The organism is Leclercia sp., assembly GCF_036780805.1.
Classification (GTDB): domain Bacteria; phylum Pseudomonadota; class Gammaproteobacteria; order Enterobacterales; family Enterobacteriaceae; genus Enterobacter.
In genome coordinates this window covers 59,108-77,330 of record NZ_DAIQCE010000007.1, presented here as the reverse complement: position 1 = coordinate 77,330, position 18,223 = coordinate 59,108, and the positions used below count along the sequence as shown (strand labels likewise).

Annotated in this window: 19 protein-coding genes; 4 read left to right on the top strand and 15 right to left on the bottom strand. The window is 60.9% G+C overall.

Translation table 11 applies throughout. The features are described from left to right. The first annotated feature begins 56 nt into the window (after nt 1-56). Together V7Q49_RS16555 and yjdP are read left to right on the top strand one after the other, a co-directional pair. Nucleotides 57-2,339 carry an ATP-binding protein gene (locus V7Q49_RS16555; RefSeq protein ID WP_333853599.1) on the top strand — a complete coding sequence of 761 codons (2,283 nt, stop codon included), beginning with the start codon at nt 57-59 and terminating at the stop codon, nt 2,337-2,339. Nucleotides 2,340-2,409: 70 nt separating this feature from the next. Next, on the top strand, nt 2,410-2,736 hold the full coding sequence (yjdP, locus tag V7Q49_RS16550) for a DDRRRQL repeat protein YjdP (RefSeq protein ID WP_312190654.1): 327 nt from the start codon (nt 2,410-2,412) through the stop codon (nt 2,734-2,736). A gap of 86 nt (nt 2,737-2,822) precedes the next feature. Here yjdP and phnP read toward each other — a convergent pair whose 3' ends face one another. The 15 genes from phnP to V7Q49_RS16475 all read right to left on the bottom strand — a co-directional run bounded on the left by phnP (nt 2,823) and on the right by V7Q49_RS16475 (nt 14,168). Continuing rightward, a complete protein-coding gene (gene phnP / locus V7Q49_RS16545; protein WP_333853598.1) occupies nt 2,823-3,581 on the bottom strand; it encodes a phosphonate metabolism protein PhnP in 759 nt (252 codons plus the stop codon). Nucleotides 3,582-3,590: 9 nt separating this feature from the next. Beyond that, entirely contained in the window at nt 3,591-4,025 is a 435-nt protein-coding gene (gene phnO / locus V7Q49_RS16540; protein WP_142487885.1) for an aminoalkylphosphonate N-acetyltransferase, read from the bottom strand. Then, nucleotides 4,018-4,569 carry a ribose 1,5-bisphosphokinase gene (gene phnN / locus V7Q49_RS16535; protein ID WP_333853708.1) on the bottom strand — a complete coding sequence of 184 codons (552 nt, stop codon included), beginning with the start codon at nt 4,567-4,569 and terminating at the stop codon, nt 4,018-4,020. The genes phnO and phnN overlap by 8 nt, the downstream gene beginning before the upstream one ends. Further along, nucleotides 4,566-5,702: an alpha-D-ribose 1-methylphosphonate 5-triphosphate diphosphatase gene (gene phnM / locus V7Q49_RS16530; protein ID WP_333853597.1), complete on the bottom strand. Its 1,137-nt coding sequence runs from the start codon at nt 5,700-5,702 to the stop codon at nt 4,566-4,568. The genes phnN and phnM overlap by 4 nt, the downstream gene beginning before the upstream one ends. After that, nucleotides 5,699-6,379: a phosphonate C-P lyase system protein PhnL gene (gene phnL, locus V7Q49_RS16525; RefSeq protein ID WP_333853596.1), complete on the bottom strand. Its 681-nt coding sequence runs from the start codon at nt 6,377-6,379 to the stop codon at nt 5,699-5,701. The genes phnM and phnL overlap by 4 nt, the downstream gene beginning before the upstream one ends. Before the next feature lie 100 nt (nt 6,380-6,479). Continuing rightward, on the bottom strand, nt 6,480-7,235 hold the full coding sequence (gene phnK, locus V7Q49_RS16520; protein WP_333853595.1) for a phosphonate C-P lyase system protein PhnK: 756 nt from the start codon (nt 7,233-7,235) through the stop codon (nt 6,480-6,482). Then, nucleotides 7,232-8,077 (bottom strand): alpha-D-ribose 1-methylphosphonate 5-phosphate C-P-lyase PhnJ, encoded by an 846-nt coding sequence (gene phnJ, locus V7Q49_RS16515; protein WP_333853594.1) that lies wholly within the window; start codon nt 8,075-8,077, stop codon nt 7,232-7,234. The genes phnK and phnJ overlap by 4 nt, the downstream gene beginning before the upstream one ends. After that, complete coding sequence (locus V7Q49_RS16510; protein ID WP_333853593.1) at nt 8,070-9,134, bottom strand: carbon-phosphorus lyase complex subunit PhnI; 1,065 nt, start codon at nt 9,132-9,134, stop codon at nt 8,070-8,072. The genes phnJ and V7Q49_RS16510 overlap by 8 nt, the downstream gene beginning before the upstream one ends. After that, complete coding sequence (gene phnH, locus V7Q49_RS16505) at nt 9,134-9,718, bottom strand: phosphonate C-P lyase system protein PhnH (RefSeq protein ID WP_333853592.1); 585 nt, start codon at nt 9,716-9,718, stop codon at nt 9,134-9,136. Before phnH ends, V7Q49_RS16510 begins: the two co-directional genes overlap by 1 nt. Continuing rightward, a complete protein-coding gene (gene phnG / locus V7Q49_RS16500) occupies nt 9,715-10,167 on the bottom strand; it encodes a phosphonate C-P lyase system protein PhnG (protein ID WP_333853591.1) in 453 nt (150 codons plus the stop codon). The genes phnH and phnG overlap by 4 nt, the downstream gene beginning before the upstream one ends. Beyond that, a complete protein-coding gene (gene phnF / locus V7Q49_RS16495) occupies nt 10,168-10,893 on the bottom strand; it encodes a phosphonate metabolism transcriptional regulator PhnF (protein ID WP_333853590.1) in 726 nt (241 codons plus the stop codon). Nucleotides 10,894-10,913: 20 nt separating this feature from the next. After that, nucleotides 10,914-11,693 (bottom strand): phosphonate ABC transporter, permease protein PhnE, encoded by a 780-nt coding sequence (gene phnE, locus V7Q49_RS16490; RefSeq protein WP_333853589.1) that lies wholly within the window; start codon nt 11,691-11,693, stop codon nt 10,914-10,916. 115 nt (nt 11,694-11,808) lie between these two features. Continuing rightward, nucleotides 11,809-12,825, bottom strand: coding sequence for a phosphonate ABC transporter substrate-binding protein (phnD, locus tag V7Q49_RS16485; protein ID WP_333853588.1), 1,017 nt, complete (start codon nt 12,823-12,825; stop codon nt 11,809-11,811). Nucleotides 12,826-12,848: 23 nt separating this feature from the next. Beyond that, nucleotides 12,849-13,637 carry a phosphonate ABC transporter ATP-binding protein gene (gene phnC, locus V7Q49_RS16480; RefSeq protein ID WP_333853587.1) on the bottom strand — a complete coding sequence of 263 codons (789 nt, stop codon included), beginning with the start codon at nt 13,635-13,637 and terminating at the stop codon, nt 12,849-12,851. Nucleotides 13,638-13,832: 195 nt separating this feature from the next. After that, complete coding sequence (locus V7Q49_RS16475) at nt 13,833-14,168, bottom strand: zinc ribbon domain-containing protein YjdM (RefSeq protein ID WP_333853586.1); 336 nt, start codon at nt 14,166-14,168, stop codon at nt 13,833-13,835. A gap of 592 nt (nt 14,169-14,760) precedes the next feature. Here V7Q49_RS16475 and crfC point away from each other — a divergent pair. Then, nucleotides 14,761-17,118 (top strand): clamp-binding protein CrfC, encoded by a 2,358-nt coding sequence (gene crfC, locus V7Q49_RS16470; RefSeq protein WP_333853585.1) that lies wholly within the window; start codon nt 14,761-14,763, stop codon nt 17,116-17,118. Then, on the top strand, nt 17,115-17,993 hold the full coding sequence (locus tag V7Q49_RS16465; RefSeq protein ID WP_333853584.1) for a diguanylate cyclase regulator RdcB family protein: 879 nt from the start codon (nt 17,115-17,117) through the stop codon (nt 17,991-17,993). Before crfC ends, V7Q49_RS16465 begins: the two co-directional genes overlap by 4 nt. Nucleotides 17,994-18,223 lie beyond the last annotated feature (230 nt).

Below are 18,223 nucleotides of genomic sequence, written 5' to 3'. Positions count from 1 at the left end.
TGGATCACAGTTACGCCACTAAATCGCTTTCTCCCCTCACCCCGGAGCTAACATAAATGCCCTCACGCCGCCCCCCCTTCTTCGCCAGCGCCCGTGGCCGCCTGCTGATCTTTAATCTGCTGGTGGTGGCGGTGACGTTAATGGTCAGCGGCGTGGCGGTGCTGGGCTTTCGCCATGCCAGTCATATTCAGGAGCAGGTGCAGCGCCAGACCCTGGACGACATGACCGGCAGCATGAATCTGGCGCGGGAAACCGCCAACGTGGCAACGGCGGCGGTGCGGCTGTCGCAGGTCGTTGGGGCGCTGGAGTATAAAGACGAAGCCAACCGCCTGAAACAGACCCAGACGGCGCTGGGCCGCGCGCTGGAGCAGTTGGCCGACGCGCCGCTGGCGCAGCAGGAGCCAGCGCTGGTGGCCCGGATCATCCAGCGCAGCAACGAGCTTCAGCAAAGCGTGACCGGGATGCTGGAGCGCGGGCAGCGACGTCATCTGCAGCGTAACGCCCTGCTCAGCTCGCTCTACCAGAGCCAGAGCTATCTCCGCCATTTGCAGGACATCAACCGTCGCTACGCCAGTAACCTGCCTGACGCCCGGCAGCTCAGCGAGATGGACCGGCTGATCGTCGCCGCCATCGAAACCCCCTCGCCGCGCGCGACCCTTCAGCAGCTGGAGACGGTGACGGCGATGTTGCCCCGCCAGGCCACGCAGCCGGTGGTGAGCTTTGTCCTGCCTGATTTCAACGCCGAGCTGAACAAGCTCGGCCCGCTCTCCGGCCAGCTGGAGGAGAGCGATCTGGCGATAAGCTGGTATATGTTTCACATCAAGGCGCTGGTGGCGATCCTGAACAGCGATATCAACCGCTACGTGGAGCAGGTGGCGCAGGCCTCGCAGCTGCGCACCGCCGAGAGCCATCAGGAGCTGCGCTCGATCAGCATCTTTATCACCCTGTTTGCCGTGCTGGCGCTGATCATCACCGCCTTTGCCTGCTGGTATATCTACCGCAATCTGGGCACCAACCTGACCGCCATCTCCCGGGCGATGTCGCGGCTGGCCCACGGGGAACAGGATGTCTCGGTGCCCGCGCTGCAACGTCGGGATGAACTGGGGGAGCTGGCGCGGGCGTTTAACGTCTTTGCCCGCAACACCGCTTCGCTGGAGCACACCACCCGGCTGCTGAAGGAGAAGACCTCGCAGATGGAGGTGGATCGCCTTGAACGCCAGGGGCTGGAAGAAGCGCTGCTGCACAGTCAAAAGATGAAAGCGGTCGGGCAGCTGACGGGCGGGCTGGCGCATGATTTCAATAACCTGCTGGCGGTGATCATCGGCAGCCTGGAGCTGGCCGATCCCCATTCGCCGGATGCCCCACGCATTGGCCGCGCGCTGAAGGCCGCCGAGCGCGGGGCGCTGTTGACCCAGCGCCTGCTGGCCTTCTCCCGCAAGCAGTCCCTGAACCCGCACGCGGTGGAGATGAAGCCCCTGCTGGACAACCTGGCCGAGCTGATGCGCCACTCCCTGCCCGCCACGGTGGCGCTGGATATTGAAGCGCAGACCCCGGCATGGCCGGCATGGATTGACGTGGGCCAGCTGGAAAACGCCATCATCAACCTGGTGATGAACGCCCGCGATGCGATGGAAGGGCACAGCGGGATCATCAAAATCCGCACCTGGAACCAGCGCGTCACCCGCAGCGACGGGCGCAGGCAGGACATGGTGGCGCTGGAGGTGATCGACCACGGCGCCGGAATGTCGCAGGCGATCAAATCCCAGGTCTTTGAACCCTTCTTCACCACCAAACAGACCGGCAGCGGCAGCGGGCTGGGGCTGTCGATGGTCTACGGCTTCGTGCGCCAGTCCGGCGGACGGGTGGAGATCGAAAGTGCGCCCGGCCAGGGCACCACCGTGCGGCTGCATCTGCCGCGCGCCACCTTACAGGCAGTGCCCTCGCCGGAAACCGGCGCATCCACCGCCTCGCCGCCAGGCGACCGGCTGGTGCTGGTGCTGGACGACCAGACCGACGTCCGGCAGACACTGTGCGAACAGCTCCACCAGCTGGGCTACCTGACGCTGGAGGCCGAAACCGGCGAGCAGGCGCTGCAGATGCTGGATGCCTCCGGGGATATAGAGATGTTCATCAGTGATTTAATGCTGCCCGGCACGCTGAGCGGCGCGGAGGTGATCCAGCATGTGCGCCACCGTTTCCCGCATCTTCCGGTGCTGCTGATGAGCGGTCAGGATCTGCGCCCGGCGCACAACCCGCAGCTGCCCGAGGTGGAGCTGCTGCGTAAGCCTTTTACCCGCGGGCAGCTGGCGCAGGCGCTGGAGAAAGCGGTCAACATTTGAGATTCCTCCGCTACTCGCGCTTTTCGCCGTTTATTACCGTAAAGCCAGCTCATCCTGCGAGACTGGCTTTATGAAACGTACCTCTACCGCTCTGTTATTTGGTCTGCTCTCTTTAACCAGCCAGCTGGCGCATGCCGACATCGTTGACGATGCGATCGGCAATATTCAGCAGGCCATCAATGACGCCTACAACCCCAACAGCAATAATCGCAATTCCGATGACGATCGCTACGAAGACAGCCGCCGCAGCAGTGACAGCCGCCAGTATGACGATCGTCGCAGGCAGCTTGAGGACCGACGCCGCCAGCTGGATGACCGTCAGCGTCAGTTGGATGAGGACCGTCGTCGCTTAGAAGAGGATGAGCGCCGGTTAGAGGACGATTACGATCGGCGCTGATGCCCGGCGGCGCTTCGCTTGCACGGGCCTACAAAGGACCGCGAACCGTAGGCCGGCCCTCTCCCACAGGGAGAGGGAGAAAATGGTTAATCCAGCACCAGCACCATCCCGTCATACCCCGCTTCGAACCCCTCCGGCAGCGGGTTGTCCATCATCCACACGTCGAACTGATGGCTGATATGAGTGAGGATCACTTGCGGACAGCCAATCACCTGATTCAGGGCGACCACCGTGTTCAGATCGCAGTGATTGCGCGGCGTCTCTTCCCGCGGCTCGTGGCTGCAGTCAATCACCATCGCCTGGGGGTGGTTGTTGAGTAAAAACTTCACCGTTTTGTCCGGCAGCCCGGCGGTGTCCGACAGCCAGGCCACCCGACTGTGGGCGCTCTCCAGCAGATAGCCAAACGTCAGCTTCGAATGGTTGAGCGGCAGCGGCGTCACCCGCAGCCCCTGCAGTTCAAACACCACAAAGGGTTGAAGGGTGTGGCTAAAGTCGAGAATGCCGGGATGCTTAAACAGATCGTCGCACCCGGCGTCGTCCGGCGGGCCGTAGACCGGAATGGTCGCCCCCACGCCCCAGCGCAGCGGGAACAGCCCCTGAACATGATCCATATGGTAGTGGGTAAGTAAAATCTGCTGAAAACTGCCTGCCGGCCAGTCGTCCATCAGGTGCGGGATCCCCGCATCCAGCAGCGTCACCGCGTCGTTGAATTTGACCACCGCGCTACAGGGGCGACGGCGATAGTCGTCCTGCAAACGCGCCCGGCGACAGGCCGGACAGTCACAGCCAAAAGCGGGCACCAGCTGGGCGCCACCGGTTCCTGTTAACGTTATGGTCAGACTCATCGCATCCCCTTACAGCGGTTTGGTAAAGCGGAAATGGCTCTGGGTGTACCCTTCACGAAGATAAAAGCGGTGCGCGTCGAGGCGCTTGACGCTGGTGGAGAGCTCGGTCATCTCCGCCCCGGCGTGGCGGGCCTCTTCTTCTGCCCAGGCCAGCAGCTGGCTGCCTACCCTGAGCCCGCGCGCCTGCGGCATCACCACCAGTTCCTGAATCTCGCCGATCCAGTTGGCGTGATGCAGATGAAACTGCATATGCAGGCCGATCATGCCGATGATGTGCCCATCCTGCTCGGCCAGCTGGTAGCGCATATTGTGATCCTGCAGATTGGCCGCAAAGCCGGCATGAAACGCTGACCGATCCAGCTCCGCCTGTTTTAACTCACAAATAAGGCCATAGACGGCGTCGACGTCCTCCGCGGTGGCGGGACGCAACTCACACTCAGGCATGGTTTTTCTCCTTCTGGTGAATGAGCGAAAGAAAGTGTTCGACGGACTGGAGCAGACTGCCGTCGTTATTCAGGACAGGGCAATCGGACGGGGTATAGCGGGCGGCACGCTCCAGCCGCTGGTCGATCTCTCTGGCGTTCTCCCGGCCGCGGCTTTGCAGTCGGCTTCGCAGAATGTCGGGCGACACCTGCAGGCAGATCGGCTGCAGCGCCTTTGCATAGCGCGCCTGCGCCTGGGGCAGATGGGCGCGCGAGCCGTTGACCACCACGTCGAATCCGGCGTGCAGCCAGAGGTCGATCTCCAGACCCACCCCATAATAATAGCCGTTCGCGTGCCAGCTCAGGGCAAACAGTTGCTGCCCCGCGCGGGTAAAAAACTCGGGCTCGCTGAGGGCGATGTGGTTCTCACTTCCCGCGCTGGCGGGGCGGGTGATGTAGCGGTGCGCCACCAGCAGCTGCGGGTGGGTCTGCTGGCGTAACGCCGCCAGCAGGCTGTCCTTTCCGGAGCCCGACGGCCCCATTAACCAGATTACTCTTCCCATCAGAACACCCGTTTTCCCTGACGCCAGACGTGGTCGATATGAATATGCTCGCCTTTGCGGTGCGCCAGCACCAGGTCCGCCCGCTTGCCTTCGCCAATCACCCCGCGATCGTGCAGGCTCAGGGCCTGCGCCGGGTTCTTCGTCACCAGACGGATCGCCTGCGGCAGGGTAAAGCCGTTGTCTGCATCGTCGGCCACCCGGAACGCCGCATCCAGCAGGCTGGCCGGGTAATAATCGGAGGACAGAATATCCAGCAGCCCGAGCGACGCCAGCGAGCTTGCCGCCACGTTGCCGGAGTGCGAGCCGCCGCGCACGATGTTTGGCGCACCCATCAGCACGTTCATGCCGTGCTGGCGCGAGGCTTCTGCCGCTTCGAACGTGGTGGGAAATTCGGCGATGACGCTGCCAAGCTGCCGGGATTCGAGCACATGATCGGCGGTGGCGTCATCGTGGCTGGCCAGCGCGATATTGCGCTCCCGGCACAATGCGGCAATGGCCTGGCGATTGGGCTGGGACCAGCGGGCGGCAAGCTGAAGCTGCTCCTCTTCGTAGCGCGCCATCTGTTCGTCATTGAGGGAGTATTTGCCCTGATAATATTCGCGGTACTTTTCGATGTTGGCGAACTGGCGCTGGCCCGGGGAGTGATCCATCAGCGACACCAGGGTCACCGGCTCGCGGCTCACCAGCTTCTCGAACAGCGGCAGGGTGGTGTGATGGGGCAGCTCGCAGCGCAGGTGCAGACGGTGCTCGGCGCGGTTGAGGCCGCGCTTCTGCGTCTCCTCCACGGCGTTGATCATCTTCTCCAGATTCTCCAGCCGGTCGCCGCCGTCGCGCACGTCGCCAATCGCCACCGCGTCCAGCACGGTGGTGATGCCGCTGGCGACCATCATTCCGTCGTGGCTGCTCATCGCCGAATGGGCGGGCCAGTCCACCTTGGGCCGCGGGGTGAAGAACTTGTCCATGTTGTCGGTGTGCAGTTCGATCAGCCCCGGCAACAGCCAGCCGCCTTCGCCGTCCATCGCCTCTGGCAGGCGGCTCTGGGTTTCAGCAAAAGTACGGATGATGCCGTCCTGAACCTCGATGGAGCCGTCAACGACCTCGTTTTCCAGCACCAGTTTTACGTTGTTTACGATCATGCGGTGATCCCCATCGGGTGCAGACGATCCGCCACGCGATCCCGCACGGCGTCGTCGTGGAATATCCCGACGATCGCCGCGCCGCGCGCTTTGGCTTCTTCGATCAGTTCCATGACCGCCGCGCTGTTTTTCGCATCCAGCGAGGCGGTCGGTTCATCGAGCAGTAAAATCGGGTAATCGACGATAAAGCCGCGGGCGATGTTGACCCGCTGCTGCTCCCCGCCGGAGAAGGTAGAGGGGGCGAGATGCCACAGGCGCTCCGGCACGTTGAGGCGCGTCAGCAGGCTGGCGGCTTTGGCGGCGCAGGCTTCACGCGGTACGCCGAGATCCAGCAGCGGCTGCATCACTACCTCCAGCGCCGGGACGCGCGGGATGACCCGTAAAAACTGGCTGACCCAGCCGATGGTGGTGCGGCGGACGTCCCGCACCTTGCGCGCCGGGGCCTGCACCAGATCCACCCATTCGTCGCCGTGGCGGACATGAATATGGCCTTCGTCCGGCAGATAGTTGGCGTACAGGGAGCGCAGCAGGGTCGATTTGCCGCTGCCGGAGTGGCCGTGCAGCACCACGCATTCGCCGCTGCTGACCTCCAGAGAGGCATTTTGCAGCACCGGCAGGCGCACGCCGTTTTGCTGGTGGAGCACAAAGGTTTTACTGACGTTTTCGACGCGGATCATGTTGGCCTCGTGGTTCAGGATGCCGGGTGGCGGCTACGCCTTACCCTGCCTGGAAAATCGTAGGCCCGTGCAAGCGAAGCGCCGCCGGGCAACAGCAAACTCAGTTTTGCAAAACGGATGACACCAGCAGCTGGGTGTAGGGATGATGCGGATCGTCGAGCACCCGGTCGGTCAGCCCACTTTCCACCACCTCGCCGCTCTTCATCACCAGCAGACGGTCCGCCAGCAGGCGGGCAACGCCCAGATCGTGGGTGACAATCACCACTGCCAGGTTCAGCTCCACCACCAGACCGCGAAGCAGATCCAGCAGACGCGCCTGAACCGACACGTCCAGCCCGCCGGTAGGCTCGTCCATAAATACCAGCTTCGGATGGGTGACCAGGTTGCGGGCAATCTGTAAACGCTGCTGCATCCCGCCGGAGAAGGTGGTCGGCAGGTCGTCGATGCGCGACGCCGGGATCTCCACATCGACCAGCCACTTCTGCGCGGTGGCGCGGATATCGCCATAATGACGCGCGCCGGTGGCCATCAGCCGCTCGCCGATGTTGCCCCCCGCTGACACCTGACGGCGCAGGCCGTCCATCGGGTGCTGGTGGACCACGCCCCACTCGGTGCGCAGCAGGCGGCGGCGTTCGGCCTCGCTCATGCCGTACAGAGACTGCTCTTCATACAGAATCTCACCCTGTTGCGGGGCCAGACGGGCGGAGATGGCCTTCAGCAGGGTGGTTTTGCCGGAGCCGGACTCGCCGACAATCCCCAGCACTTCCCCCGGCCAGAGGTCAAACGACACGTCGCTGAAGCCTTTGCCCGGCGCATAGAGGTGGGTCAGGTTATTGACCGAAAGCAGCGGTTTCATTGGCTGTTGGCCTCGCTCTGTTGGCGGCAGTAATCGGTATCGGAGCAGACAAACATCCGGTTGCCCGTGTCATCCAGCACCACTTCATCGAGATAGCTGTGTTGCGATCCGCAGATGGCGCACGGCTGGTCCCACTCCTGCACGGTAAACGGGTGGTCGTCGAAGTCGAGGCTCTCCACGCGGGTGTACGGCGGCACGGCGTAGATGCGCTTCTCGCGCCCGGCACCGAACAGCTGCAACGCGGGCATCATGTCCATCTTCGGGTTATCGAATTTCGGGATCGGCGACGGGTCCATCACGTAGCGGCCGTTGACCTTCACCGGGTAGGCGTAGGTGGTGGCGATATGGCCGAAGCGGGCGATGTCTTCATAGAGCTTCACCTGCATCACGCCGTACTCTTCCAGCGCGTGCATGGTGCGGGTTTCGGTTTCGCGCGGCTCGATAAAGCGCAGCGGCTCCGGGATTGGCACCTGGAAAATCAAAATCTGATCTTCAGTGAGCGGGGTTTCCGGGATGCGGTGGCGGGTCTGGATCAGCGTGGCGTCTTCGGTGCGCTCGGTGGTGTTCACCCCGGTGACGCGCTCAAAGAACTGGCGGATCGACACCGCATTGGTGGTGTCATCCGCCCCCTGGTCGATGACCTTCAGCACGTCCGCTTCGCCAATCACGCTGGCGGTAATCTGGATCCCGCCGGTGCCCCAGCCGTAGGGCATCGGCATCTCACGGCCGCCGAACGGCACCTGATAGCCGGGGATCGCCACCGCTTTTAAAATGGCGCGGCGGATCATGCGTTTGGTTTGCTCATCCAGATAAGCAAAGTTATAGCCGCTGAGGTTAGCCATTCTTGCGCTCCTGTTGCAGACGTTTCAGCAGTTCCAGCTCGGCCTGGAAATCGACGTAGTGCGGCAGCTTGAGGTGCGAGACAAATCCCGCCGCCTCGACGTTATCCGCGTGGGCCAGCACGAACTCTTCGTCCTGCGCCGGGCCGGCAAGGTTTTCGTCATAGTCCGGGGCCTGCAGGGCGCGGTCCACCAGCGCCATCGCCATCGCCTTGCGCTCGCCCATGCCGAACACCAGCCCGTAGCCGCGGGTAAAGTGCGGCGTGTCGTTGTCCGGGGTGACAAAGCCGTTGACCATTTCGCACTCGGTCATCAGCAGTTCGCCGACATTCACCGCAAAACCCAGCTCTTCCGGCACGATTTCTACGTCGAGATGGCCGCTGCGGATCTCGCCGGCAAAGGGGTGGTTGCGCCCGTAGCCGCGCTGGGTGGAGTAGGCCAGCGCCAGCAGGTAGCCCTCGTCGCCGCGCATCAGCTGCTGCAGGCGCGAGGCGCGGGAGCAGGGATAGACCGGCGGGGTGCGGGTGATGTCATCGGGTTCGCTGCCGTTATCTTCTTCCGCCTTCGCCAGCCCCTGGTTTGCCAGCAGGCTAAAGACGTGCGGGGCTGCGTCCTGCGCGGCGTCTGAGGTTGTCAGGCGCGGGGCATCGCCGTTCGCCAGCAGAGTGAAATCGAGCAGGCGATGGGTGTAGTCGTAGGTAGGGCCAAGCAGCTGGCCGCCGGGGATATCTTTATAAACGGCAGAAATGCGGCGCTCGAGGCGCATCTTCGCGGTATTCAGCGGCTCGCTCACCGCCAGCTTCGCCAGGGTAGTGCGGTAGGCGCGCAGCAGGAAGATAGCTTCGACGTTGTCACCGCTGGCCTGCTTCAGCGCCAGCGCCGCCAGCTCGCGGTCGGCGATGCCGCCCTCGGTCATCACCCGATCCACGGCGAGGTTGAGCTGCTGTTCGATCTGGGCGACGCTCAGCTCGGGGAGCTGCTCATCCCCCCGGCGTCTGTGCTCCTGCAGGGCATGGGCGGCGGCAATCGCCTTCTCGCCCCCTTTGACGGCAACGTACATCAGCACACCTCCACGTGGGTGGTTCGCGGGATCGCCAGCAGGCGCTCGCCGCAGGTCAGGAGCAGGTCGATCCCCAGCGGGAACGGGTGCGGCCGCTCGGTTAGCTCATGAATGATGCACTCCGGCAGCTGCGGGGCGACCATGCGCTCCTCGGCGATCCCGGCCCCGGTCAGGCGCAGCATGCGTCCGCCGCTCAGGCTCGGCACCTGCAAAATCAGGGTAGCGCTGCTCTCCGGCGCGACGGCGCTGCCTTCGCTCAGGGCGTTAAGCTGCTCGTGGCTGATCTGCTCGTCGGCCACGGCAAACACCGCCAGCTGGGGCTGATCCACCAGCGGGGCGCTCGTATGAAAACGCAGGTTAGAGCTGACGATATCGTTACTCACCGCGCCCGACAGCCAGACCGGGGTGTCATTGTCGGCCAGGGTCAGCAGCACGCTGGTGGTGGCGAGATTCAGCGGCTGCCAGCCGTGTTTCAACTGGTGCAGGGAGACAATCACCCCCGGTTCGCTCATCGCTTTCAGCAGACGGCGAAAACTGTGTTGGGCATCCTGCACGGCAAGGGTAAAAGCGGGTTGAAGGGTCATGCGTTGTCTCCGCGAACGAGCGTAAAGAAGTCGACCCGGCTGGTGTTGACCTCGGCCTGACGCGCGGCAAGGCGTGCGGCGCGGTCGGCTTCCAGCGGGGCAATAAGGGTTTCCATTAGGGTCTGAAAGTGCGGGGCTTCCTGCAGCAGAGCATCGATGACCGCGCACCGCTCGGCATGCGCTTTGTTGCGCCCGAGCAGGTAGCTGTAGCCGAGCGTGCCGCTGGCAAGACGTACCACGGCGCGGGTCAGGGTGGCATCACCGGCAAAGTAGCGTGCCCCGGTGCCGCCCATCCGCGCCTGGATCTGCACCAGCCCGGTTTCCGGGGCGCGGATCGGTTCATAAGCGGGCGTCAGGCTCAGCGCCGACATGCGCTCGGCGAGCGCCGCAGGCTGGCTGTGAGCCAGCACGGCCATCCAGTGCTGGCGGGTGGAGGTATCGAAATGCATTCAGTGCTCCATGGTGAATTCAATCATGTCGGCGCGGGTCAGGCTGACGGAGTACTCCGTCGCGTCGATCTCGCCGTCACGGTGGTTAAGGGTACGCACGCAGAGCAGGGGCGCCATGTTGGGGATTTCCAGCACCTTGCTCTCTTTGGCCTGCGCGCGGCGGGCGCTGATGCGGGTCTGGGTGCGCTTGAGCGCAATCCCGGTGGCCGCGAACAGGAAGTCGTGCAGCGAGCCGCTGGAGAAGTGCTGCAGCACCGGCCACAAATCGAGGTCGGCAAAGTAGTGGTCGATCTGACACAGGGCGATACCGTTGACCCGGCGCAGGGTGCGCAGATGGACGACGTTGTCTCCCTCCTGAATGCCCAGCGCGTCCGCGACGTGGCTGGAGGCCGGGCGCAGCACCGAGAGCAGTTTTTCGCTGGTGGGGTGGCTGCCCTGATCCAGCAGGTTCTGGCTGAAGCGCGCCTGGGCGTTGAGGGGATAGTCGAACGGGCGCATCAGCACCAGCACGCCGACGCCCTGACGGCGCTGCACCCAGCCGCGCTCCACCAGCTGATCGATGGCGCGGCGCAGGGTGTGGCGGTTCACTTCATAGCGATCCGCCAGCTGCTGTTCCGCAGGCAGATAGTCCCCGCAGCGGTAGTGTGTGCGCAGCTCCACTTCAAGCTTTGCCGCAATTTCTTGCCAGCGGGTCGGGTAACTGGTCGGATGTCTGGATAAGTGCATACAGATCAAAGCCTCGCTTCTCAGATGAAGTGCTTACGCAAACGTTGAGAGAGGAAGTCCAGCAGGCTAACCGTCACGATGATGAGCACCATCAGGGCGCAGGTTTGCTGGAACTGGAAACCGCGAATCGCTTCCCACAGGGTGACGCCAATCCCGCCTGCGCCGACCATGCCGACGACGGTGGCGGAGCGCACGTTGGACTCAAAGCGGTACAGGGAGTAGGAGATCAGCAGCGGCATCACCTGCGGCAGGACGCCGTAGAGAATTTCTTCGAGCTTATTAGCCCCGGTGGCGCGAATGCCTTCGACCGGGCCAGGCTCGATGGCTTCCACCGCTTCCGAAAGCAGCTTGGAGAGCACCCCGGTGGTGTGGATGAACAGCGCCAGCACCCCGGCGAACGGGCCGAGACCGACGGCCACCACGAACAGCATCGCAAAGACCATTTCGTTGATGGCGCGGCAGGCGTCCATCAGGCGGCGTACCGGCTGGTAAATCCACCAGGGGACGATGTTGTCGGCGCTCATCAGGCCAAACGGAATGGAGAGCACTACGGCCAGCGCGGTTCCCCAGACGGCGATTTGCAGGGTGATGGCCATCTCGCTGAGGTAGTCCTGCCACTGGCTGAAGTCCGGCGGGAAGAAGTCGGCGGCGAAGGTCGCCATGTTGCCGGAGTCCTGGATCAGCGTAAGCGGGGCCATTTCCGCCCCCTTCCAGGAGACGACCAGCACCGCCAGCAGGATGGCCCAGCTAATCAGCGAGAACCAGCTGCGTTTGGGTGGTGGGAGAGTGATGGTTTGCATGATAGCTCCTTAATCTGTTCTCCCTCTCCCTGTGGGAGAGGGCCGGGGTGAGGGCATCAGCGTACGCATTTCCCCCTCACCCTAACCCTCTCCCTCAAGGGAGAGGGGACTTGAGTTACTGCACCGCTTTATTCACGCTGGTCATCGCACCCAGCGCGGCGGTCAGGCGGTCGAGATCGTCCAGCTGGGCCTGAATTTCAGACATCTTGCTGCTCTTCTCTTCCTCCTTCAGTCCCTTGTTCTCCTTCACGCCCTGGATCTGTTTGAACAGCGCCAGCTGGCGAATCGGCACCAGCTGCAGGTCGCTGGAGGCGCGGAACGGCGCCCAGCCCAGGCGTTCCAGCACGGTCTTCTCTTCCGCGGTTTTGCCGTAGTTCATAAAGAAGTCGTACACCTTGTCCTTGGTGCTTTCGGAGAGGTTTTTACGCCACACAATCGGGTCGCCCGGGATCAGCGGGGATTTCCAGATCACCTTCAGCTCTTTCAGCTTGTCCGGGGCGGAGGTCTTCAGCTTGTCGAGGTTTTCGGTGTTGTTGGTGGCCACGTCCACCTGCTTGTTAGCGACCGCCAGAGCGTTGGTCTCATGCCCGGCGTTGACCGTGCGTTTGAATTCGCTGGTGGAGACGTTGTTTTTGGCGAAGACGTAGTAGCCCGGGACCAGGAAGCCTGAAGTAGAGTTCGGGTCGCCGTTGCCAAAGGTGAGCTCTTTACGTTTGGCGAGCATGTCGTTGAGGTTGTTGATCGGGCTGTCTTTATTGACGATCAGCACGCTCCAGTAACCCGGGGAGCCGTCGGCGGCGACCGTCTGGGCGAAGACCTGACCGTTGGCGCGATCCACCGCTTCCATCGCGGAGAGGTTGCCGTACCAGGCGATATCGACCTTGTTAAAGCGCATCCCCTGGATAATGCCCGCGTAGTCCGGGGCGAAGAAGGCGTTCACTTTGATCCCCAGTTTGGTTTCCATGTCTTTCAGGAAGGGTTCCCACTGTGGCTTCAGGTTCTGCTGTGATTCCGTCGAAATGATGCCAAAGTTCAGCGCTTTTTCCTGCTCTTCCGCCGAGGCCGGGCTTAACAGGGTGCTGATACTGAACAGGCTGGTAAAGGCCAGCGCGGCAATCGTTTTATTGCGCATTTCCATTCCTCATTGTGGGGACGTTAAGCAGCCTGCGCGTTCTCTTCGACGCGGTTAATGCTGCGGTAGAGATGGTCAAAACGGTCGTTATCAAACTGATGGCTGGCACCGTCAAAGAACACGTGCCCCTGACGCAGGGCGACGATGCGCTCGCAGTAGCGCAGGGCGTAATCCACCTGATGCAGCGTCACCACGATGGTGATGCCGTCCTTCTGGTTGATGTCGCGCAGGGTCTCCATCACGATGCGGGCCGACTCTGGATCGAGTGAGGCAATCGGCTCATCGGCGAGAATGATTTTGGCTTCCTGCATCAGCGCCCGGGCAATCGCCACGCGCTGCTGCTGTCCACCGGACAGGGTGGAGACCCGCTGGTGGGCGAAGTGAGCCATGCCGACGCGGGTCAGGGCGTGCAGCGCCGCCTGTTTCTGCGCGGGCGAGAACCAGCGCAGACAGGTGCGCCAGAACGGGGTGCTGCCGAGGGCGCCAATCAGCACGTTCTCGAGCACCGTCAGGCGGTTCACCAGGTTGAATTGCTGGAAGATGTAGCCGGTCTGCGCGCGGCTTTTGCGGATATCACTCGCCAGACGCCCCGCGCGTTGCACGGTGTTGCCCAGCAGCTCGACGTGGCTTTCTGAGGTTTTATCGCAGGTGATAAGGCCGCTTAAGTGGCGCAGAAGGGTGGATTTACCTGAACCGGATGGCCCCAGTAGTGCGACCATTTCGCCCTGCTGGACGGTCAGATCAACGGCATGCAGAGCCTTATTATGATGGAAGGTCTTGCTCAGTTTCTCGACGCGGATGACAGTTTGCATGGGTGAGGCCTCGATTCAAATGTGGCCTCATGCTGGCGGATCAATGTGACATTTAGGTTAAGTGTTGGTTGCGGGAGTTTGAAGAGTTGAGGTGAAAGCGATGACATGTATTGTAGGCCGGATAAGCGCAGCGCATCCGGCAAAAGCGCCCGGCGGCGCTTCGCTTGCCGGGCCTACAAAAGATAACGGCAAAAATCAGTTCTTTTTCACGAACTCGGATTTCAGCTTCATCGGGCCGAAACCGTCAATTTTGCAGTCGATGTTGTGGTCGCCTTCAACCAGGCGGATGCCTTTGACTTTGGTTCCGATCTTCAGCATCGATGAGCTGCCTTTGACCTTCAAATCTTTAATGACGGTGACGTTATCGCCGTCGGCCAGCAGATTGCCGTTGGCATCTTTAACGATGAGTTCATCGCTCTCGTGCGCAGGTTCTGCGTTATTCCATTCGTAAGCGCATTCCGGGCAAATGAACATCCCGTTATCTTCGTAGGTATATTCAGAGCTGCATTTCGGACAGTGTGGCAGTGACATGGTGTTCTCCTCAAAATAGTGCGAACCGGCGGCAATCAGGCCCGCCAAAAACCGACAGGTTGTCGAAAAAGGCGGCAAGTATAACGCATGTCCTTACTGTTGTCGGTGACATTATTTTTCGCGGTTGGCGAAAAAAACGTTTTCCAATGACATTGTTTGTCAGTGACCTGAGCGATGCTGAGGGTCAGACGCAGGAAAGAAACGCGGCTGATTAAAAGCGACAATATTTTATTGCGGCAAATTGATACGCCGTGTCATTTCAGATAAGGTGAAGACGCTAATGATATTTCACTTACTTACTTTAATCGCCATCCCTGGCCTGCAAGGGATGATTTACCCCTCATTTTTGGTGGGTAACTGATGATGAATTTTCCTGAAGTTTTCAAAAATTGAGCTACGCTCTTAATCTTTCGGTTTCCCTGACCGAAGGAGCGCGCTCCGCTACTTTACGCGCTGAAAGAATATATTTTTACTGTCATTACAGAATTATATTGCTTCGAACATATTTACAACACGTAATCATATAAGCCGATCCTTCATTCTTAAAACAATTCGGTTATATAAAATTTGTGTTAAGGGAAGGCTTTTTACTATGCACACACAAACCATATTTGAATTAAGCCAGGAAGCAGAAAGACTGCTTCAGCTCTCGTTGCAGAATCTTGAAACGCTGAGCACCATGCCTGCCGCGATGCTGGACAACGCCACGTCGGCCATTTCCGGCGAAACCAGCAATGTCTTACCTCTGCATTTTAGTGCCCGTGGCTTAGAGGCACAGCAGTCGATGCTCAATAATGAGCTGCGCAAAATTACCCGCCTGGAGATGGTGCTGGCGATCGTGGGCACCATGAAGGCCGGGAAGTCCACCACCATTAACGCCATCGTGGGCACCGAAGTCCTGCCCAACCGCAACCGCCCGATGACCGCGTTGCCGACGCTGATCCGTCATACCCCCGGCCAGAAAGAGCCGGTGCTGCATTTTTCTCACGTCGCGCCCATCGATACATTAATAAGGCAAATGCAAAAGAAGCTGGCCAATTACGATCGCGGCAAGCTGGCGCAGCAGCTGGAAATTGACAAAGATATGACGGCGCTCCTCGGGCGCATTGAAACCGGCGAGGCATTTGAAAAACATTATTTGGGTGCGCAGCCAATATTTAACTGTTTAAAAAACCTGAATGATTTGGTGCGGCTTTCCCAGGCGCTGGGCACGGAATTTCCGTTCTCTGCCTATGCCGCGATCGAGAATATTCCGGTCATCGAGGTGGAGTTTGTCCATCTGGCCGGGCTGGATGTCCATCTGGGGCAATTAACCCTGCTGGACACCCCCGGACCGAACGAGGCCGGACAGCCGCATCTGCAAAAAATGCTCACCGAGCAGCTCGCCCGCGCGTCGGCGGTGCTGGCGGTGATGGACTATACCCAACTGAAGTCAATCTCTGATGCCGAAGTGCGGCTGGCCATCTCCGCGGTCGGCAAATCGGTGCCGCTGTACGCCCTGGTCAATAAGTTCGATCAGAAAGACCGTAACAGCGATGATGAAGAGCAGGTGCGGGCGATGATCTCCGGCACGCTGATGAAGGGGCATATCTCTCCGGGGCAGATCTTCCCGGTCTCGTCGATGTGGGGATACCTGGCGAACCGGGCGCGTCACGAACTGGAGATGCACGGTAAGCTGCCCGATCACCAGGAGCAGCGCTGGGTGCAGGATTTCGCCGAAGCCGCGCTGGGCCGCCGCTGGCGGACTGCCGATCTGGATGATATTGAACACGTTCGCCACTCCGCCGATCTGCTGTGGGAAGACTCCCTGTTCGAACAGCCCATCCGCAAGCTGATCTACGCCGCCTACGCCAACGCCTCGCTGTACGCGTTACGCTCCGCGTCGCATAAGCTGCTGAACTACGCCCAGAATGCCCGAGAGTACCTGGATTTCCGCTATCAGGGGCTGACGGTGGCCTTCGACGAGTTACAGCAAAATATTGCCCGCCTGGAAGAGGACATGGCTCTGCTGCACTCCCGCCAGGCCACGGTGAGCGATGAGGTGCGTCATGAGGTAAGCCAGGCCCTGAGCGCCACCGACCTGTTCCTCACTTCCCAGCAGAACGAGATTAAACTTGCCATCTCGCAGGTCTTCAATCCCGAAAATATGCTCGATCTGGCGGGGTTTGAACTGCATAAACAGCGTGCTGATGCCACGGCGACGCCCGATCAGCTGGTGCTGGAGGACGAGGGCCAGGCGCAGATCCTGTTAAGTAAAATCCGCTCCTCCTGCGAGATGATTATGCTGGATGCGCAGGCAAAAATTGGTCGTGAGCTGGCGCTGCGTTTTGACCAGCTGGAGACCACGCTGGCGCGGGCGCTGAACGACGCCATGCGCCCGATTGAAACGCGCATTAAAGAAGAGTTGAGCCATGCCGGCTTCCGCGCGCGGATCAGCTTCCCGGCGTTTCAGGCCAATCAGCTTAACTTTAATACTCAGGGGTTGTTCAACGATGCCATCGCCCAGGAGAATCAGCCTGCCGGTCAGACCCCGGGGGCCGGGAGCGCGCTGCGCGAGACGGTCTCCCGCTGGTTGAACAATCCGGGCTGGGGCTGGGAAGACTTTGTGATGACCCGGACGCGCTATGTTATCAACGTGTCACAGCTTCATGAGAAATTTAAACACCATATCGATCACTTTTGTGAACAAATCCGTAAAGCTTTGGCCGCCCAGGTCGATGTCTCTGTTACAGCAGGTATGGCGACATTCTTTGCCGAATTCTCGTTATGCCTTGCAGGGTTACAGGAAAGCTTGCGTGATAGCCTCGCGGTGCGCCAGCAGAATGAGCATGCCACGCGTGCGCTCAGCCAGCTGTTGCAGCAATGCATTACGACTGCGACGTGGATTCAGGAAGATACCCGACTGTTACGCGATGATATTCAAACGCTATTCGCGGCAGAGCAACCATGACAAAACACTTACTGGACGGTCCCGGGCGGACGCTGGAATGTATTCATCCTAAATTTATGGTCGACCTGGTGCAGGGGGTTGACGCGCAGCGTCACGCCTCTGTGGGGTCGCAACAGCAGCACTTTCGTGAACGTTTAACCCAGGAAATTATGGTGCAGGCTCAGCTTCGCCAGTGGGCGATGGGGGGAATGTTCAGCGAAAATGCTGTGCTGCGGCTCGGGCTGGTAGAGAAACTGGCGGGCATGGTCGATCCTGGCCATCTGGCACTGACCCGTATGACCCAGACCCTGACCACGCTGCGCCAGCAGGCTAACCTGCGTAATCAACCCGCCATTGGCGTGGTGCATCAATACGAAGTCCTCTCCGCCCATTTTCAGCAACGCGCCCAGTTTAAAGAGAAGGCGTTAACCCAGCGTGGGTTAACGGTGCAGGCGGGCGTACACAGCGAACAGATTTTTACCCGCTGGCGGGCCGGGCATTATGACGGCTGGTCGCTGGCCGGGCGCGGCTACGTGGTGCTGGAGGAGCTGCGCTGGGGGGCGTTTGGTGACGCCTGTCGGCTGGCCAATGCGGATGTCAGCGCCATGCTCAAAGATAACCTGTGCAGCATGGTGGCTAACTACCTGGCTCAGGGGATCAATGCGGCACCTGCCACCCGTCATTTTTATCATCAGTGGCTGACCACGCCCAGTACGCCGGGGATTATCGATCATAAAGATATGCTTGGCTGGCTGGGGGACTGGTGTGATGCCGACCGGCATCCGGTGTGCTGGTCAGTAACGCAGAGCTGGCAGAATGTGGCGCTGGGAATGCCGAGACTCTGTTCGGCGGCAAGGCTGGCAAAAGCGATGGTGGAAGAGGTGTTTGGGGAGTAAACGTTTTTGCACGGTCGGCCCCCTCTCCCTTGAGGGAGAGGGCTGGGGTGAGGGGGAATATGCGGCTCAGGTGGTGGTTCCGTTCACTTCCAGACCAGTGCTTCTCTGTCACGCCAGAACCGGTAAACGTGCCAGGGTGGCTCAATCGCCACCAGCCTGCATCCGTGCAGGCTATGCCCTCTCGGCGCGTCCCTGCGCCTCGCCCCGGCCTTCCGGAAACGCTTCGGCGA

Bases quoted from the DNA above. Each gene is read 5' to 3' on its own strand.
- V7Q49_RS16555 (WP_333853599.1), top strand. From the start codon at position 57: ATGCCCTCACGCCGCCCCCCCTTCTTCGCCAGCGCCCGTGGCCGCCTG.
- yjdP (WP_312190654.1), top strand. From the start codon at position 2,410: ATGAAACGTACCTCTACCGCTCTGTTATTTGGTCTGCTCTCTTTAACC.
- phnP (WP_333853598.1), bottom strand. From the start codon at position 3,581: ATGAGTCTGACCATAACGTTAACAGGAACCGGTGGCGCCCAGCTGGTG.
- phnO (WP_142487885.1), bottom strand. From the start codon at position 4,025: ATGCCTGAGTGTGAGTTGCGTCCCGCCACCGCGGAGGACGTCGACGCC.
- phnM (WP_333853597.1), bottom strand. From the start codon at position 5,702: ATGATCGTAAACAACGTAAAACTGGTGCTGGAAAACGAGGTCGTTGAC.
- phnL (WP_333853596.1), bottom strand. From the start codon at position 6,379: ATGATCCGCGTCGAAAACGTCAGTAAAACCTTTGTGCTCCACCAGCAA.
- phnK (WP_333853595.1), bottom strand. From the start codon at position 7,235: ATGAAACCGCTGCTTTCGGTCAATAACCTGACCCACCTCTATGCGCCG.
- phnJ (WP_333853594.1), bottom strand. From the start codon at position 8,077: ATGGCTAACCTCAGCGGCTATAACTTTGCTTATCTGGATGAGCAAACC.
- V7Q49_RS16510 (WP_333853593.1), bottom strand. From the start codon at position 9,134: ATGTACGTTGCCGTCAAAGGGGGCGAGAAGGCGATTGCCGCCGCCCAT.
- phnH (WP_333853592.1), bottom strand. From the start codon at position 9,718: ATGACCCTTCAACCCGCTTTTACCCTTGCCGTGCAGGATGCCCAACAC.
- phnG (WP_333853591.1), bottom strand. From the start codon at position 10,167: ATGCATTTCGATACCTCCACCCGCCAGCACTGGATGGCCGTGCTGGCT.
- phnF (WP_333853590.1), bottom strand. From the start codon at position 10,893: ATGCACTTATCCAGACATCCGACCAGTTACCCGACCCGCTGGCAAGAA.
- phnE (WP_333853589.1), bottom strand. From the start codon at position 11,693: ATGCAAACCATCACTCTCCCACCACCCAAACGCAGCTGGTTCTCGCTG.
- phnD (WP_333853588.1), bottom strand. From the start codon at position 12,825: ATGCGCAATAAAACGATTGCCGCGCTGGCCTTTACCAGCCTGTTCAGT.
- phnC (WP_333853587.1), bottom strand. From the start codon at position 13,637: ATGCAAACTGTCATCCGCGTCGAGAAACTGAGCAAGACCTTCCATCAT.
- V7Q49_RS16475 (WP_333853586.1), bottom strand. From the start codon at position 14,168: ATGTCACTGCCACACTGTCCGAAATGCAGCTCTGAATATACCTACGAA.
- crfC (WP_333853585.1), top strand. From the start codon at position 14,761: ATGCACACACAAACCATATTTGAATTAAGCCAGGAAGCAGAAAGACTG.
- V7Q49_RS16465 (WP_333853584.1), top strand. From the start codon at position 17,115: ATGACAAAACACTTACTGGACGGTCCCGGGCGGACGCTGGAATGTATT.